Origin of the sequence: Rahnella sp. AA (genome assembly GCF_002834385.1) — a bacterium.
Taxonomy (GTDB): Bacteria; Pseudomonadota; Gammaproteobacteria; order Enterobacterales; family Enterobacteriaceae; genus Rahnella.
Map to the genome: position 1 here is coordinate 593,370 of NZ_PITQ01000002.1, position 17,706 is coordinate 611,075.

The 17,706-nt window shown below is 54.4% G+C and carries 14 protein-coding genes; 12 read left to right on the plus strand and 2 right to left on the minus strand.

Features of this window, described 5'->3' with window-relative positions; genetic code table 11:
- Positions 1 to 2: 2 nt before the first annotated feature.
- The 4 genes from amiA (at position 3) to CWS43_RS07540 (ending at position 3,502) form a co-directional block, all read left to right on the plus strand.
- Complete coding sequence (gene amiA / locus CWS43_RS07525; RefSeq protein ID WP_101076281.1) at positions 3 to 887, plus strand: N-acetylmuramoyl-L-alanine amidase AmiA; 885 nt, start codon at positions 3 to 5, stop codon at positions 885 to 887.
- Between the two features lie 113 nt (positions 888 to 1,000).
- Positions 1,001 to 1,963: an oxygen-dependent coproporphyrinogen oxidase gene (gene hemF, locus CWS43_RS07530; protein WP_101076282.1), complete on the plus strand. Its 963-nt coding sequence runs from the start codon at positions 1,001 to 1,003 to the stop codon at positions 1,961 to 1,963.
- Positions 1,963 to 2,412 carry a YaiI/YqxD family protein gene (locus CWS43_RS07535; protein WP_101076283.1) on the plus strand — a complete coding sequence of 150 codons (450 nt, stop codon included), beginning with the start codon at positions 1,963 to 1,965 and terminating at the stop codon, positions 2,410 to 2,412. Before hemF ends, CWS43_RS07535 begins: the two co-directional genes overlap by 1 nt.
- Before the next feature lie 142 nt (positions 2,413 to 2,554).
- Positions 2,555 to 3,502: a nucleoside hydrolase gene (locus CWS43_RS07540; protein ID WP_101076284.1), complete on the plus strand. Its 948-nt coding sequence runs from the start codon at positions 2,555 to 2,557 to the stop codon at positions 3,500 to 3,502.
- A 45-nt stretch (positions 3,503 to 3,547) separates the two neighbouring features.
- Here the strand turns inward: CWS43_RS07540 and maeB are convergent, their stop codons facing one another.
- The gene (gene maeB, locus CWS43_RS07545; protein ID WP_101076285.1) at positions 3,548 to 5,827 is read right to left on the minus strand and encodes an NADP-dependent oxaloacetate-decarboxylating malate dehydrogenase; all 2,280 of its coding nucleotides are present in this window, start codon (positions 5,825 to 5,827) and stop codon (positions 3,548 to 3,550) included.
- 382 nt (positions 5,828 to 6,209) lie between these two features.
- Between maeB and tal the strand changes: the two genes are divergently transcribed.
- From tal to yegD, 3 genes are all read left to right on the plus strand, one after another.
- Positions 6,210 to 7,160 carry a transaldolase gene (gene tal / locus CWS43_RS07550; protein ID WP_101076286.1) on the plus strand — a complete coding sequence of 317 codons (951 nt, stop codon included), beginning with the start codon at positions 6,210 to 6,212 and terminating at the stop codon, positions 7,158 to 7,160.
- A gap of 58 nt (positions 7,161 to 7,218) precedes the next feature.
- Positions 7,219 to 9,213 (plus strand): transketolase, encoded by a 1,995-nt coding sequence (tkt, locus tag CWS43_RS07555; protein WP_101076287.1) that lies wholly within the window; start codon positions 7,219 to 7,221, stop codon positions 9,211 to 9,213.
- 135 nt (positions 9,214 to 9,348) lie between these two features.
- A complete protein-coding gene (yegD, locus tag CWS43_RS07560) occupies positions 9,349 to 10,701 on the plus strand; it encodes a molecular chaperone (protein ID WP_101076288.1) in 1,353 nt (450 codons plus the stop codon).
- Positions 10,702 to 10,792: 91 nt separating this feature from the next.
- Here the strand turns inward: yegD and CWS43_RS07565 are convergent, their stop codons facing one another.
- Entirely contained in the window at positions 10,793 to 11,746 is a 954-nt protein-coding gene (locus CWS43_RS07565; protein ID WP_101076289.1) for an aldo/keto reductase, read from the minus strand.
- A 262-nt stretch (positions 11,747 to 12,008) separates the two neighbouring features.
- Between CWS43_RS07565 and mdtD the strand changes: the two genes are divergently transcribed.
- The 5 genes from mdtD (at position 12,009) to yegQ (ending at position 17,655) form a co-directional block, all read left to right on the plus strand.
- On the plus strand, positions 12,009 to 13,484 hold the full coding sequence (gene mdtD, locus CWS43_RS07570; RefSeq protein ID WP_101076290.1) for a multidrug transporter subunit MdtD: 1,476 nt from the start codon (positions 12,009 to 12,011) through the stop codon (positions 13,482 to 13,484).
- The gene (baeS, locus tag CWS43_RS07575; protein WP_101076291.1) at positions 13,481 to 14,866 is read left to right on the plus strand and encodes a two-component system sensor histidine kinase BaeS; all 1,386 of its coding nucleotides are present in this window, start codon (positions 13,481 to 13,483) and stop codon (positions 14,864 to 14,866) included. Before mdtD ends, baeS begins: the two co-directional genes overlap by 4 nt.
- Positions 14,867 to 15,586 (plus strand): two-component system response regulator BaeR, encoded by a 720-nt coding sequence (gene baeR / locus CWS43_RS07580; RefSeq protein ID WP_101076292.1) that lies wholly within the window; start codon positions 14,867 to 14,869, stop codon positions 15,584 to 15,586.
- A 153-nt stretch (positions 15,587 to 15,739) separates the two neighbouring features.
- Entirely contained in the window at positions 15,740 to 16,078 is a 339-nt protein-coding gene (locus CWS43_RS07585; protein ID WP_101076293.1) for a YegP family protein, read from the plus strand.
- A 191-nt stretch (positions 16,079 to 16,269) separates the two neighbouring features.
- The gene (gene yegQ, locus CWS43_RS07590; protein WP_101076294.1) at positions 16,270 to 17,655 is read left to right on the plus strand and encodes a tRNA 5-hydroxyuridine modification protein YegQ; all 1,386 of its coding nucleotides are present in this window, start codon (positions 16,270 to 16,272) and stop codon (positions 17,653 to 17,655) included.
- The last annotated feature ends 51 nt before the right edge of the window (positions 17,656 to 17,706 follow it).

The following is a 17,706-nucleotide window of genomic DNA, read 5'->3' on the forward strand; positions in this document are numbered from 1 at the left end:
TGATGTTAAATCCTCTGAACAAATTTCTGCATTTCCAGCCTCTTCCTGCCGCCGCGACTCGTCGCCAGTTATTGCTTTCCGGGCTCGGTTTAGCGATTGCCGCGTTTGGCTCCCGCTCCGCCAGCGCGGCTCAGCAGGAACACATTACAAAATCCGCACCAGCCCCCAAACCGCCAGGCTCGAAAAAATTGGTGATGATTGACCCCGGCCACGGCGGCATCGATTCCGGGGCTGTAGGCCATGAAGGTTCAGAAGAAAAACACGTGGTGCTGGAGATTGCTAACTACGTGCGTGAATTCCTTGGCGAACAAAGCCATATTGAAGTCAGGCTGACCCGAGACTCCGACCATTTTATTCCACTGTATCAGCGCGTTGAACTGGCACATCAGCATCAGGCAGATCTATTCGTGTCAATTCATGCTGATGGCTACACCAGCCCGAGCGCTTCCGGCGCTTCCGTTTTTGCGCTGTCCAACCGCGGTGCAAGCAGCGCAATGGCGCGCTACATGTCGAAAAAAGAAAACGATGCCGACCTGGTCGCTGGCGCGAAATATGCCCAGGAAGACAACAATTACCTGCAACAAATCATGTTTGATCTGGTGCAAACTGACACCATCAAAAATAGCCTGACGCTCGGCCATCACGTACTCGACCGGATCCGCCCGATCCACCATCTGCACAGCCAGCAGACAGAACAGGCCGCGTTCGCCGTACTGAAATCGCCATCAATTCCTTCGATTTTGGTAGAAACCTCGTTTATCACTAACCATCAGGAAGAACAGTTACTCAGCACGACCGCTTTCCGCCGTGAGATTGCTCAGGCTATCTCACAAGGCATCGTAAATTTCTTCAGTTATTTCGACGCCAACGAGCGTAAGCCACGATAACCTTCATCCTTCGGGCCGCAGATGCTCCCGCTTGCCGCCTTCCTGCAACTCGAATGATTTTGGGTATATAATAACAGCCACTTTTCTATCATTCAGCGCCCGCAAGGCGCTGAATGTCTTTTCAGTCAACGTCTGTGAGTTTGCCCGTGAACCAATCAATCCCTGACATCCAGCAAGTCAAAACCTTCCTGCTCAGTTTGCAGGACAACATTTGCCGACAACTGGCTGCAGCCGACGGTAAAAACCAGTTTGCCGAAGACCAGTGGGTTCGCGAAGAAGGCGGTGGTGGCCAGAGCCGGGTATTGACCAACGGCGCAGTCTTCGAACAGGCTGGTGTGAATTTCTCGCACGTTTCCGGTGCCACGTTGCCCGCGTCAGCCACCGCGCATCGCCCGGAGCTGGCGGGTCGCAGTTTCCAGGCGATGGGCGTTTCGCTGGTCATTCATCCGCTCAATCCTTACGTGCCCACCAGCCACGCCAACGTGCGTTTCTTTATTGCGGAAAAACCCGGTGAAGCACCTGTCTGGTGGTTTGGCGGCGGTTTTGACCTCACGCCTTATTACGGTTTTGAAGAAGACGCACGCCACTGGCATCAGACCGCACAACAACTTTGTCAGCCGTTCGGCGACGACGTGTATCCGAAATACAAAAAATGGTGTGACGATTACTTCTTTATCAAACACCGTAACGAAGCGCGCGGCATCGGCGGGCTATTCTTTGATGATCTGAATACGCCTGATTTCGACACTTGCTTTGCATTTATGCAAGCCGTGGGCAACGGCTTCACCGACGCCTATCTGCCGGTCGTCGAAAAACGCAAAGCCATTCCGTGGGGCGAACGTGAGCGCCAGTTCCAGCTTTACCGCCGTGGCCGTTATGTAGAATTCAACCTGGTGTGGGATCGCGGCACCTTGTTCGGCCTGCAAACCGGTGGACGCACGGAGTCGATTCTGATGTCCATGCCACCGCTGGTTCGCTGGGAATATGGGTATCAGCCGGAAGCGGGCAGCCCGGAAGCCGCGCTGTACACCGATTTCCTGCCGGTTCGCGACTGGCTGAACGGGGAGAAACGCTGATGCAAATCTGGGTTGATGCCGATGCCTGTCCGAACGTAATCAAAGAAGTGCTATTCCGCGCCGCCGAACGCACCGGCATGATGGTGACGCTGGTGGCGAACCAGACGATCCGCACACCACCGTCGAAATTCCTGCGAACCCTGCGCGTCGAAGCGGGTTTTGACGTCGCCGATAACGAAATCGTCAAACGCACCGAACCCGGTGATCTGGTGGTCACTGCGGATATTCCGCTGGCGGCGGAAGTCATCGAAAAAGGGGGCGTAGCGCTGAACCCGCGCGGCGAGCGTTACACTACGGAAACCATCAAAGAGCGCCTGAACATGCGCGATTTCATGGACACCATGCGCGCCAGCGGCGTGCAAACCGGCGGACCGCCTGCGCTTAATCAACGTGACCGCCAGCAATTCGCCAATGAACTGGATAAGTGGCTGCAACAGGCCAAACGCTAAAATCCCCGTCATACTTCGAGTTGCAGATGCGTTGGCTACGTTCACTCACCCGAATCACTGACTCATGTCAGCTCATCGGGTTCGCTCGCTTGCCGCCTTCCTGCAACTCGAATTATTTAGGGAATTGATAAGAGAGGGAATAATGGCCAAAAAGATCATACTGGATTGCGATCCGGGGCACGACGATGCCATCGCGATGTTACTCGCCCACGGGAATCCGGATATCGAACTGCTCGCCGTCACCACCGTGGTCGGCAATCAGACGTTGGAAAAAGTCACCCGTAATGCGCTGGCCGTTGCCCGCGTCATCAACCTGACCGGCGTCCCGTTTGCCGCAGGAGCCACCCGCCCGCTGGTACGGCAAATCGAAGTGGCCGGCGAAATCCACGGAGAATCCGGCCTTGATGGCCCGGTTTTACCGGAAGCGGCCATCACGCTTGAACCCGTTCATGCCATCGATCTGATCATTGATTTGATCATGTCGCATCCGCCAAAAACCATCACGCTGGTCCCGACCGGCGGCCTGACCAATATCGCCATGGCCGTGCGAAAAGAGCCGCGCATCGCCGAACGCGTGAAAGAAGTCGTACTGATGGGCGGCGGTTACCATGTGGGTAACTGGAGCGCCGTGGCTGAATTCAATATCAAGATTGATCCCGAAGCCGCGCACATCGTTTTCAACGAAAAATGGCCGCTGACCATGGTCGGGTTAGATCTCACACATCAGGCATTAGCGACACCTGAAGTGGCTGCGCGAATTGCCGCCGTCGGCACGCAACCGGCGAAGTTTGTGGGTGAGTTGCTCGATTTCTTCGGCCTGAGCTACAAAGACCGCCAGGGCTTTGATTCCCCGCCGGTTCACGATCCGTGCGCGGTGGCCTATGTTATCGACCCTAACGTTATGACCGTACAAAAAGTCCCGGTTGATATTGAGCTTACCGGTACACTCACGCTTGGTATGACGGTAGCGGACTTCCGTTCACCGCCGCCATCGGATTGCCACACGCAGGTCGCGGTTAAGCTCGATCATCAGCGTTTCTGGGATTTAATCGTCGATGCGCTCGAACGTATCGGCGAAGTGAAATACTGAGTCAAGCGGTAAAAAGCGGGCACCCTTTGATGCCCGCTTTGTCATTTACAAGAGTTCGGTTTGCGCTTCTACTACAGCGAGTGCGACCATATTCACAATGCGTCTGACCGAAGCAATCGGCGTCAGAATATGCACCGGTTTCGATACGCCCATCAGCACAGGTCCGACGGTTACCCCTTCAGAGCACGACACACGCAGCAGGTTGTAACTGATGCGTGCCGATTCCATATTCGGCATGATGAGGATGTTAGCAGCCCCCTTCAGCGGGCTGTCCGGCATGATGTCATGACGGATGCTTTCCATTAATGCGGCATCTCCGTGCATCTCACCGTCAATCTCTAACTCAGGATCCAGCACATTGACCAGCTCCAATGTGCGGCGCATTTTGAGCGCCGCCGGGCTGTCGGACGTGCCAAAGCTGGAATGCGAGAGCAGAGCCACTTTCGGTTCGATACCAAACCGCCGTACCGTTTCCGCCGCCATCAGCGTGATTTCGGCCAATTGTTCGGCGGTCGGATCATCATTGACGTAGGTATCGGCAATAAACGTATTCCCGCTGGGCAGCAGCAACGCGTTCATCGCACCGGCAACGTGTGCGCCCTTGCGGAACCCGAACACTTTTTCGACGATATCGTAATGCTCGTGATAAGTGCCGACCGTTCCGCAAATCATTGCGTCAGCCTCGCCGCGCAGCAGCATGATGGCGGAAATCAGCGTCGGATTGCCGATAACCGCCCGCCGCGCCTGCTCCTGCGAGACGCCGCGCCGTTTCATCAACTCATAGTATTCACGCCAGTATTCGTTGAAACGCGGATCGGATTCGTTATTCACCACTTCAAAATCCCGGCCTGCTTCGATCTGCAAACCGAGTTTCTTAATACGCATCTCGATCACGCTTGGCCGCCCGACCAGAATCGGTTTTGCCAATCCCAGAGAAATCAGCTCCTGCGTCGCCTGCAAAACGCGCTCCTCTTCCCCTTCGGCCATCACCACCAGACGGGCGTCTTTTTTGGCCTGAGAGAAAATCGGCTTCATAAACAGATTAGTTTTGTAGACAAACTCCGACAGCTTTTCGACATAGGCATCAAAGTCCAGAATTGGCCGCGTTGCCACGCCCGAATCCATTGCCGCTTTCGCCACCGCTGGCGCAATTTTCACAATAAGGCGCGGGTCAAAAGGTTTGGGAATGATGTATTCCGGGCCAAACGAAAGCTCTTCTTCCCCGTAAGCCGACGCGACTACATCGCTTTGCTCCGCCATCGCCAGATCGGCAATCGCGTGCACGCAGGCCAGCTTCATTTCTTCGTTGATGGTCGTGGCCCCGACGTCCAGCGCACCACGGAAAATGAACGGGAAGCACAGGACATTGTTCACCTGATTCGGGTAATCCGAACGGCCCGTGCAGATAATGGCATCCGGGCGTACCGCTTTTGCCAGCGGCGGCAGGATTTCCGGTTCGGGGTTTGCCAGCGCCAAAATCAACGGGGATTTCGCCATGGTTTTCACCATGTCCTGCGTCAGTACGCCGGGGCCGGAACAGCCGAGGAAAATATCCGCACCAGGGATCGCATCCGCCAGCGTGCGCTGTCCGTTATCCTCAATGGCATAGGCCGCTTTGGTTTCGGCCATGTTCTCTTCGCGGCCCTGATAAATCACGCCGCGGGAATCACAGGCCGTGATGTTGTGGCGTTTCAGCCCCAGCGCCACCAGCAAATTCAGGCAGGCAATGGCCGACGCACCGGCACCGGACACCACCAGCCGCACGTCCGAAATATCTTTCCCGACCACGCGTAAACCGTTGAGCACCGCCGCCGTACAGATGATTGCCGTCCCGTGCTGATCGTCATGAAACACCGGAATATTCATCCGCTCGCGCAGTTTGCTCTCGATGTAAAAACACTCAGGCGCTTTGATGTCTTCGAGATTGATACCGCCAAACGTCGGTTCAAGCGCGGCGATCACCTCGATCAGTTTGTCGGGATCAAGCTCGTCCACTTCGATATCAAAAACATCAATACCGGCAAATTTCTTGAACAAAACGCCCTTACCTTCCATCACCGGTTTTCCGGCCAGCGCCCCGATATTGCCCAGCCCGAGAACCGCCGTACCGTTGGAAATCACCGCAACCAGATTTCCACGCGCGGTGTATTTATAGGCCGCAAGCGGATCTTTGGCGATTTCCAGACAGGGCGCCGCCACGCCCGGAGAGTACGCCAGCGCCAGATCGCGCTGCGTGGCCAGAGGCTTGGTTGGCGAAACCTGAATTTTTCCGGGCACCGGAAACTCATGAAAATCGAGTGCGCTTTGCTTGAGTTGTTCGTCCATCGTAGGGTCCTTTTCTTGTTTCTTATTTTTGTAGAGGCAGAAGAAGCAGGCAAAACACCACCATCAGGGTTGCCCGATGACAGTATAGATAACCTGCCACGCCCTAAGGCAAATCACGACTAAAACTTAGCCGTTACATTGGTTGCTTTTTGTTCACGGAAGACGTCTCGCAAAATTCGACTAAGCTTAAAGTTTGACCTTGCGCTTTCTTCTTTCGCCCCGCAGTCTGAGCTGCAACAGGGGCCGTCATTGTTATGACCCATCGCAACAATCAGAAAAAGCGCATTCAGTTTGTTAACAGAATGATGCAGGGTAGGAGCCCAACGAAATAGAGTCGTACGACCTTATTGCTGTATCGTTTTTTTCGCCAAGGAGCTAAGAGATGAACCAGTTAGACGCACTTAAAAAGGTAACGACCGTCGTTGCCGACAGTGGTGATATTGAATCTATCCGTCATTTCGAGCCTCAGGATGCGACCACCAATCCTTCGCTGATCCTCAAAGCCGCAGACCTGCCGCAATACCAAAACCTGATCAAAGACGCCGTCGCTTATGCCCGTAAACAAGGGGGCAGCAAAGACGATCAGGTCATTAATGCCACCGATAAGCTGGCCGTGAACATCGGCGCAGAAATTCTGAAAAGCGTACCGGGGCGCATCTCGACCGAAGTCGATGCCCGCCTGTCATTTGACACCGAAAAATGCATCGCCAAAGCCCGTAAGCTCATTGGTCTGTATCAGGAACAGGGTATCGATAAATCACGCATCCTGATCAAACTGGCTTCCACGTGGGAGGGCATCAAAGCCGCCGAAGCGCTGGAAAAAGAAGGTATCAACTGTAACCTGACGCTGCTGTTCTCCTTTGCTCAGGCGCGTGCCTGTGCCGAAGCGGGGGTTTACCTGATTTCGCCGTTTGTGGGCCGCATTTATGACTGGTACAAAGCCAAAGAGCCGAACGCCGCGTATGACGTTGAGAAAGATCCGGGCGTGAAATCGGTCCGTGAGATTTACGAATACTACAAAGCGCATGACTACAAGACCGTGATCATGGGCGCCAGCTTCCGTAAAGTGGAACAAATTCTGGCGCTGGCCGGTTGTGACCGCCTGACCATTTCGCCAAACCTGCTTGAAGAGCTTAAAGCCAGCAGCGCGCCGGTTGAACGCAAGTTACAACCTTCGTCGCAGGGCAGTAAAAAACCTGCACCGCTGACTCAGGCTGAATTCCTCTGGGAGCATCATCAGGACGCCATGGCCGTCGAGAAACTGGCCGAAGGCATCCGCCTGTTTGCCGTCGATCAGAAAAAGCTTGAAGACATGTTGTCTGCTCAACTGTAATCCCTACCTTTTTTCAATGGCCGGTGTTTAAAACAACGGCCATTAACCGGAGAAAAATATGCCTTCTCGTAAAGAGCTAGCCAATGCTATCCGTGCACTGAGCATGGACGCGGTGCAGAAAGCCAACAGCGGTCACCCGGGTGCCCCGATGGGCATGGCGGACATCGCTGAAGTGCTGTGGCGTGATTACATGAATCACAACCCGGCCAATCCGAAATGGGCAGACCGCGACCGTTTCATTTTGTCCAACGGCCACGGTTCGATGCTGATTTACAGCCTGCTGCATCTCACCGGCTATGACCTGCCGATGACAGAGCTGGAAAACTTCCGCCAGTTGCATTCCAAAACGCAGGGCCACCCGGAATACGGCTACACGCCAGGCGTCGAAACCACCACCGGGCCACTCGGCCAGGGTATCGCGAACGCCGTTGGTTTTGCGATTGCAGAACGCACACTGGCCGCGCAGTTCAACCGTGATAACCACGACATTGTGAACCACCATACCTACGCCTTTATGGGCGACGGCTGCATGATGGAAGGCATTTCCCACGAAGCCTGTTCGCTGGCTGGTACCATGAAACTCGGCAAACTGACCGCGTTTTATGACGACAACGGCATCTCCATCGACGGCCACGTTGAAGGCTGGTTCACCGATGACACGGCAAAACGTTTTGAAGCCTATGGCTGGCACGTGATCCGTGGCGTTGACGGCCATAATTCAGATGCCATTAAAGCGGCCATTGAAGAATCCCACAAAGTCACCGACCGGCCTTCCCTGCTGATGTGCAAAACCGTGATTGGCTTTGGTTCCCCGAACAAAGCCGGTACGCACGATGCGCACGGCGCGGCGCTGGGCGCAGACGAAGTGGCGGCAACCCGCAAGGCGCTGGGCTGGAATTATCCGGCGTTTGAAATCCCGCAGGATATTTATGCCGCATGGGATGCCAAAGAAGCCGGTAAAGCCAAAGAGAAAGCGTGGAATGATAAATTCGCGGCTTATGCCAAAGATCATCCTGAGCTGGCGGCTGAATTTGAACGTCGTGTCAGCGGTGAACTGCCGGCTAACTGGGAAACCGAAGCGCAGAAATTTATCGAAGAATTGCAGGCTAATCCGGCGAATATCGCCAGCCGTAAAGCCTCGCAAAATACGCTGGAACGCTTTGGTAAAATTCTGCCTGAGTTCCTCGGCGGTTCCGCTGACCTGGCTCCGAGCAACCTGACCATGTGGTCCGGTTCGAAATCGCTCGGTGACGATCTGGCCGGTAACTACATACATTACGGCGTTCGCGAATTTGGGATGACAGCGATTTCCAACGGCATCACGCTGCACGGCGGTTTCCTGCCTTATTCCGCGACCTTCCTGATGTTCGTCGAATACGCCCGTAACGCGGTGCGTATGGCGGCACTGATGAAAATCCGCAACGTATTCGTGTACACCCATGACTCCATCGGTCTGGGCGAGGATGGTCCGACGCACCAGCCGGTTGAACAAATGGCCAGCCTGCGTGTGACGCCAAACATGAGCCTGTGGCGGCCTGCCGATCAGGTCGAATCAGCCATCGCCTGGAAGTATGCCATTGAGCGCAAAGACGGCCCGTCGGCGCTGATCTTCTCCCGTCAGAACCTGACGCAACAACCACGCACCGCCGAACAACTGGCAAACGTGGCCCGCGGCGGTTACGTGCTGAAAGATTCCGATGGCACGCCGGAAATCATCCTGATTGCGACCGGCTCAGAAGTGGGCATCACCGTTGAAGCGGCAGATAAACTCGCGGCTGCAGGCACCAAAGTGCGCGTAGTTTCCATTCCGTCAACCGATGCCTTCGACAAACAGGACGCGGCGTATCGTGAATCTGTGCTGCCAAAAGCCGTGACCGCGCGTCTGGCGGTGGAAGCGGGTATCGCAGATTACTGGTACAAGTATGTCGGCCTGAACGGTGACGTTGTCGGTATGACCACCTTCGGGGAATCCGCTCCGGCGGAACTGCTGTTCAAAGAATTCGGTTTTACCGTGGATAACGTGGTTGCGAAAGCATTGGCGTTGCTGAAGTAACCCCCGACACATTCCCCCTCGCTGTAACAAGAGAGGGGGAATGCTGGCTAAAAATCTCACATCCCCCCCTTCCTGCTTGATGAATGCCCCCCTCTCGGGTAAAGTCCCGTCCCTTCTTTGGCATGGGGATCAATAATGTTTATTGGATTTGACTACGGTACAGCGAATTGCTCAGTGGCAGTGATGCGCGATAATAACGCCCACCTTCTGGCGTTAGAAAATAATGATCCTTATTTACCCTCCATGCTCTGTGCACCAACCCGTGAAGCTGTCAGCGAATGGCTGAACCGCCACGGACAGGTGCCAACAGGCAGTGATGAAAATCTGGCGCTGCTGCGCCGCAGTATCAGCTTTAACCGCGAGGAAGATATTCCGGTTAACGCTAACAGCGTGCACTTCGGTTTGCAGGCACTGGCAACCTACATGGAAGATCCGGAAGAAGTGTATTTCGTTCGCTCTCCGAAATCGTTTCTTGGCGCAAACGGCCTGAAGCCTCAGCAGATTGCCCTGTTCGAAGATCTGGTCTGCGCGATGATGTATCACATCAAACGTCAGGCAGAATCTGTTTTGCAGGAAAGCATTGAGCAAACGGTGATTGGCCGCCCGATTAACTTCCAGGGCATGGGCGGTGAAGAGGCGAACAGCCAGGCGCAGGGCATTTTACAACGCGCCGCTGAACGCGCCGGCTTCCGTGATATCGCATTCCAGTTCGAGCCGGTAGCGGCAGGTCTGGATTTCGAAGCGACACTCACCGAAGAAAAAACGGTGCTGGTCGTGGATATCGGCGGGGGAACCACCGACTGTTCCGTACTGCTGATGGGCCCGCAGTGGCGTGATAAAGCGGAACGCCAGAACAGCCTGCTCGGCCACAGTGGTTGCCGCGTTGGCGGTAACGACCTGGACATCATGACCGCGTTTAAACAACTGACGCCCCAGTTCGGCATGGGCAGCGAAACGCAAAAAGGTATCGCGATCCCGGCACTACCTTACTGGAATGCGGTTGCAACCAATGATGTTCCTGCACAGCTGGATTTCTACAGCGTGGCAAATGGCCGCATGTTGCGTGATTTGATCCGCGACGCCGCGCAGCCGGATCTCATTAAGCGCCTGCTGAAAGTACAGCAACAGCGCCTGAGCTACCGCCTGGTACGTGCTGCCGAAGAAAGTAAAATTGCCCTCTCCGAGCGCGAAAGCGTGACGGCGGCAATGGACTTCATTGAGTCTGGTCTGGCCGAAACCATCAGCCAGCAGCAGTTGAGTGACGCGATTTCTCAGCCGCTGGAACGCATTCAGGAACAGGTTGCTCTGGCACTGGCCAGCAGCGAAATTAAGCCGGATGTGATTTATCTGACCGGTGGCAGCGCCCGTTCACCGCTTTTACGTGCCGCATTGCAGGCACAGTTGCCGGGGATCCCGCTGGTCGGGGGCAATGATTTTGGCTCGGTAACCGCCGGTCTGGCGCGCTGGGCACAAACGCTGTTCCGTTAATTTACGGCTTCATAAAAATCAAAACCGCCTGACGTTAAGGCGGTTTTTTTGTTTATGGCGATACGGCAAATTCCGTTTTATAAAGACTTCATTACCACGCGCTGGCGTCGTTAAGCGTACGGATATCGGCATCATCGAGTTTCAGCGTGGCGGCCTGCGCCAGTTCATCGAGCTGTTGCAGCGAGGTCGCGCTGACAATCGGCGATGTGATGCTCGGACGGGCGATTTGCCACGCCAGTGCAACCTGCCCCGGCTGTGCGCCGTGTTTTTCCGCCACCTGATCCAGCCCTTTAAGAATTTTGAGTCCACGTTCGTTCAGGCAACGTGCAACCACGCTTTCGCCACGTTTACTTTTGCTGGCGTCAGCTTTGGTGCGGTATTTCCCGGTCAGGAATCCGGCAGCCAGCCCGTAGAAGTTGATCACGCCCAGACCGTTGTCCGTGACGACTTTTTCCAGCGCTTCTTCATACACTTTGCGGTCGTAAAGATTGTACTGAGGTTGCAACGTTTCATAACGCGCCAGCCCGTTTTCCTGGCTGACTTTCAGCGCTTCGGCCAGACGTGGCGCGCTGTAGTTGGATGCGCCGATAGCGCGCACTTTGCCTTCTTTGATCAGAGCATCAAACGCGGCCAGGCTTTCGGCCAGCGGCGTATCCGCATCATCGTCATGTGACTGATACAAATCGATATAGTCGGTTTGCAGGCGTTTCAAAGAGGCTTCCACCGCTTCTTTGATATAGCGTGGCGACAGGCCGACTTTCCCTTCCCCCATCGGTTTACCGACTTTGGTCGCCAGAATAATCTTGTCGCGCTTGCCGGTTTTTTTCAGCCAGTTGCCGATAATGGTTTCCGATTCGCCACCTTTATTGCCTTCAACCCAGCTCGAGTACACATCAGCAGTGTCAATAAAGTTCAGTTTGTGATCCAGCAGGGCATCGAGCAGGCTAAAAGAGGCCGCCTGATCGACAGTCCAGCCAAATACATTACCGCCAAAAGTCAGTAACGGCACCTGAATACCTGAACGGCCCAGTTCTCTTTTACTCATCATTCTCTCCCTTTTATAAGGTCAGATTAAACTTACTTTGCGAGCGAACTATTTGTGATCAAAGGTCAACCTTAGCATTTTGATATAAAATGTCAGGCTGAAAGCTATTCTTTATTGTCAGAAGAATTGTCAAAAAGTGGGAAAGACTCTCCTTATTTCCTCCATTTTCTGCTTAAACATTCTGGCTACACTGTAAGCCGGGTTTGAAGGTGGAGTTCCCCCCTGAAATACCGCGACATTGATTGTGCTGATGCGATGACTCATGAAATCTGAAAATATTGATACCTTACCCCCCTCTGCGCCTCTGCCGCCTTCGGTACGCTGGCAACTCTGGATTGTCGCTTTTGGCTTTTTTATGCAGGCTCTCGATACGACCATCGTCAATACCGCGCTACCGTCTATGGCGCACAGCCTGGGTGAAAACCCGCTGCATATGCATTCGGTGGTTGTGGCTTATGTGCTAACCGTCGCCGTCATGCTGCCCGCCAGTGGCTGGCTGGCGGATAAAGTCGGGGTGAAATGGGTGTTCTTTTCGGCCATCGTGCTGTTCACGGTCGGCTCGCTTTTATGTGCACAATCGGACAGCCTGCGCGAACTGGTACTGTCACGTATCGTTCAGGGGATTGGCGGCGCGATGATGGTGCCCGTCGGGCGGCTGACGGTGTTGAAAATCGTTCCGCGCAGCGAATACATGGCGGCGATGACGATGGTCACGCTGCCCGGCCAGGTCGGCCCGCTGCTCGGCCCGGCGCTGGGTGGTTTTCTGGTGCAGTACGCCAGCTGGCACTGGATTTTCCTGATCAATCTGCCGGTCGGTCTGGCCGGTTGTATTGCCACGCTGATGATTATGCCGAATTACAAAATGCAGACGCGGCGCTTTGATATCAGCGGCTTTGTCATGCTGGCGGTCTGTATGGCAACGCTCACGCTGGCGCTGGAAGGCAGCCGCAGCATGGGCCTCAGCGTGCTGGAATTAGCCCTGCTGGTGGTCGCCGGTTTAGGCTCGCTGGGCATTTACTGGATGCACGCGCGTGGCAATCTGTCTGCGTTGTTTTCCCTGCGTTTGTTTCACACCCCGACGTTTAAAATCGGCCTGATCGGTAGCCTGCTGGGGCGCATTGGTAGCGGAATGTTGCCGTTTATGACACCGGTCTTTCTGCAACTCGGGATGGGATTTACCCCCTTTCACGCCGGGCTGATGATGATCCCGATGGTGCTTGGCAGCATGGGGATGAAACGGGTCGTGGTGCGGCTGGTGAATCAATTGGGTTATCGCGCTGCGTTGGTTACGGCGACGTTGTTGCTGGCACTGATTACATTAATCTTCCCGCTGGTTGCGATCTACGGAGCTGTCTGGATGATCCCGATTGTTCTGTTCTTCCAGGGAATGGTAAATTCCCTGCGTTTCTCCTCCATGAATACGCTGACGCTGAAAGATCTCCCGCCACGTCTTGCCAGCAGTGGCAATAGTTTACTGTCGATGATCATGCAGTTATCGATGAGCCTGGGTGTCAGCGTGGCCGGTTTGCTGATTGGCCTGTTCGCACATCAGCAGGCCATTACGCCTGGCAGCGTCACCATGCATTCTGCATTTCTCTATTGCTATATGTCGATGGCACTGGTGATTGCCCTGCCCGCCTGGATCTTTTCGAAAGTACCGCCGGACATGCAGAAAAATGCCGTTATCGATCGCCGCCGTGCTGCGGCCGGATCTCCTGACCCGATGAGAAAATCATGAAACCTGGTATCACCGCCAAGCTGTTTATGGCCATCTTCTGCACCTGCGCACTGGTGTTAATCACCATGAACTGGGGCGTGCGGATGAGTTTTGAACGCGGCTTTATCGATTACATTCGCCAGAGCAATGAGCAGCGCGTCGAACTGCTGGCAGATGCGTTGCAGGAGCAGTATAAGCAGCACGGCAGCTGGGATTTTCTGGAAAACAATGACCGGCTTATTTATCAGATCATGCGGTCATTTGAACAAAACAGTAGTCCGAAAATGCCGCCACAGGGCTGGCGGACAAAATTCTGGATCCTCGACAGCCACGACCATCGGATCGGCGGCTATGACCAGCCGGTTCCGCCGGATTTACAAGGCCCGCGCCGCGTAATGACCGTTGACGGTGTGGTTATCGGCTCGGTGATCTCTACCCCCGCCGAGCGCCTGACCCGCGATGCAGATATCAACTTTGAGCGCCAGCAAAGCCAGACCAGCTGGATAATTGTCGCGTTCACCGCCCTGCTGGCCGCCGCCGTGACCTGGATGTTGTCACGCGGCATGCTCGCACCGGTAAAACGTCTGGTCAACGGCACGCATCAGCTGGCTGCCGGGGATTTCAGCACGCGCGTTGAAGTCGACAGCGAAGACGAACTGGGCAAACTGGCGCAGGACTTTAACCAGCTGGCGATGACGCTGGAAAAAAACGAGCAGATGCGCCGCGCCTTTATGGCTGATATTTCCCACGAACTGCGCACGCCGCTGGCGGTGTTGCGCGGCGAGCTGGAAGCGATGCAGGACGGCGTGCGCAAAATGACGATGGGGTCGCTGGAGTCCCTGCAATCTGAAGTCTCGATCCTCACAAAACTGGTGGATGATTTGCACCAGCTTTCGCTGTCGGATGCCGGTGCGCTGGCGTACCGCAAAGTCGAAACGGACGTGGTGCATCTGATTCAGCTGGCGGAAGCCGGCTCTCGCGACCGTTTCCACAGCAAACAGCTCACACTCGCCAGCCATCTGCCGGAAAGCGCCGAAGTGTTTGGCGATCCCCAGCGTTTATCACAGCTTTTCAATAATCTGCTGGAAAACAGTCTGCGCTATACTGACCCTAATGGGGGGTTGGAAATCCTGGGAGAAATACGTGAGAAATCACTGCATCTGATCTTTCAGGACAGTGCGCCAGGCATCAGTGACGAGCAGCTCATTCGTATTTTTGAACGGTTTTATCGCACTGAAGGCTCGCGTAACCGTGCCAGCGGTGGCTCAGGTTTAGGCCTGGCCATTTGCCAGAATATCGTCGAAGCTCACGGCGGGCAGATCAGCGCCAGTCACTCCCCCGCGGGTGGCGTTCGTATCACGCTTATCCTGCCGCTTTCTATTCCACATAGCCTGAGAAACTGAATGAACGACTCTGTACTGTCCGGCCCTGCGCCGTTAAAAATTCTGATCGTGGAAGATGAACCGAAGCTCGCCCAGTTGCTGATCGACTATCTCGACGCGGCGGGTTATGCCACTCAATGGCTGCCAGACGGGCACGACGTCATTGCACAGGTCAAAAACCAGCCACCCGCGATGATTTTGTTAGATCTGATGCTGCCGGGCAGCAGCGGGCTATCGATTTGCCGCGATATCCGTCAGTTTTCCGATGTCCCCATTATGATGGTGACGGCGAAAACCGAAGAAATCGACCGCCTGCTCGGGCTGGAAATTGGTGCCGATGATTACATCTGCAAACCTTACAGCCCGCGTGAAGTGGTGGCGCGCGTGAAGGTGATCCTGCGTCGCTGCGTGCGCGTGGAAGAACACGTTGCAAAAGATACCGGCCTGCACATCGATGAAGCCCGCTTTCAGGCAACATTCCTGGGGCACGAGCTGGAGCTGACGCCTGCTGAATTCCGTCTGCTGAAAACGTTATCGGTAAAACCGGGTTATGTATTTACCCGCGAAGTGCTGCTCAATAATCTCTATGACGACTACCGGGTGGTCACTGACCGCACGATCGACAGCCACATCAAAAACCTGCGTCGTAAACTCGAATCACTGGATGGTGAGAAAGCGTTCATACGCGCCGTCTATGGTGTGGGATACCGTTGGGAAGCGGAGCCTTGCCATTTAGCCTAGTGCCTCACTGGCCGGCAATTCAGTTTTGTAAAGTTACTGAAAGTCTGTCGGCCAGTTCACATTTTATGTCTTAAATCTCCCCCATCGCCGCGAAAAAGTTTCCATTTACTACACTTATCTCTGGAAAAACCCTTTCTGATGGAGATTAGCTTTATGGCTACTGGTCACTATGATCTGAAAAAAGCGAAGAATGGACAGTTTCACTTTAACCTGAAGGCCGGCAATGGAGAGATTATTCTCACCAGTGAAATGTATGCCAGTAAAGCGTCGGCAGAAAACGGGATCTCATCGGTTCAGACCAACGCACCGGACGAAGCGCAGTACGAAACCAAACCGTCGAAAGACGGGCAATTTTATTTTGTGCTGAAAGCAAAAAACCACCAGGTTATTGGCGTCAGTGAAATGTACACCACGGAAAGTGCATCGAAGAAAGGGATACAGTCGGTGGTGAAAAACGGCCCGAGCACTGACATCCGTGATTTGACCCAATAGTTTCCACATGATTTCTGTTTTTAGCTGTTCAGGAGCGGCGCAGGAAATTGATCTGGCTCCTGAATAGCCTAAATATCCCCACAATACCCACACAAACTGGCTGATTTTGATCAACTCAGAGGTTACAATTCTGGCCTTTCGTCGCCCCGCATCCGGGACGGCCCTGACCTGTGATCAGACTGAGATTGACTATGTTTACCCGCGATTCTTTTGTTCCGGAACTCCTTTCCCCTGCCGGCTCCCTGAAAAATATGCGTTACGCGTTTGCCTATGGCGCAGATGCCGTATATGCCGGCCAGCCGCGTTACAGCCTGCGTGTGCGTAATAACGAATTTAATCACCAGAACCTGGAAACCGGCATTAACGAAGCCCATGCGCTGGGTAAGAAATTCTATGTGGTCGTGAACATTGCACCGCACAACGCTAAGCTGAAAACGTTCATCCGTGATTTACAGCCGGTGATCGATATGGGGCCGGATGCGCTGATCATGTCCGATCCCGGTTTGATTATGATGGTTCGTGAAGCCTTCCCGCAGATGGATATCCATCTGTCGGTGCAGGCAAACGCGGTGAACTGGGCAACGGTGAAGTTTTGGAAACAAATGGGGCTGACGCGCGTAATTTTATCACGCGAGCTGTCGCTGGAAGAGATCGCCGAAATCCGCAGTCAGGTGCCCGATATGGAAATCGAGATCTTTGTTCACGGCGCGCTGTGCATGGCCTATTCAGGCCGCTGCCTGCTTTCCGGCTATATCAATAAGCGTGACCCTAATCAGGGAACCTGCACCAACGCCTGCCGCTGGGAATATAAGGTTCAGGAAGGCAAAGAAGACGCGATTGGCAATATCGTGCATCAGTACGAACCGATCCCGGTGCAACAGGTAGAAACTGCAGAACCCACCTTAGGCCTCGGCCAGCCAACGGATAAAGTGTTTATGCTCGAAGAAGCCATGCGCCCCGGCGAGTACATGAGCGCTTTCGAAGACGAACACGGCACGTACATCATGAATTCGAAAGACCTGCGTGCCATCCAGCATGTGGAAACGCTGACGAAAATGGGTGTGCACTCGCTGAAAATCGAAGGCCGCACCAAATCCTTCTATTACTGCGCGCGCACCGCACAGGTTTACCGCCGCGCCATTGATGATGCCGTTGCCGGGAAACCTTTCGACCCGACACTGCTGTCCACGCTGGAAGGCCTGGCACATCGCGGCTATACCGAAGGTTTCCTGCGCCGCCATACTCATGACGCACAGCAAAACTACGAATACGGCTTTTCCGTCAGCGACCGTCAGCAATTTGTCGGTGAATTCACCGGCAACCGCGTAGATGGCTGGGCTGAAATCGACGTAAAAAATAAATTCAGCGTCGGCGACAGCGTCGAAATGATGACGCCGCAGGGCAATATTCAGTTCAAGCTTGAAGCGCTGCGCAACAAAAAAGGCCAGCCGACGGAAGTCGCGCCGGGTAACGGGCACATCGTTTATGTGGCGTTACCGGAGGACGTGAGCCTGGAATTTGCCATTTTGCTGCGAAACCTGGAAGAAACCGATACACGTAATCCGCACGCGAAATAGGGATTTCTTCTAAAACAAGAAATCGATCACATCTATTTTGGGTGGAGCTGG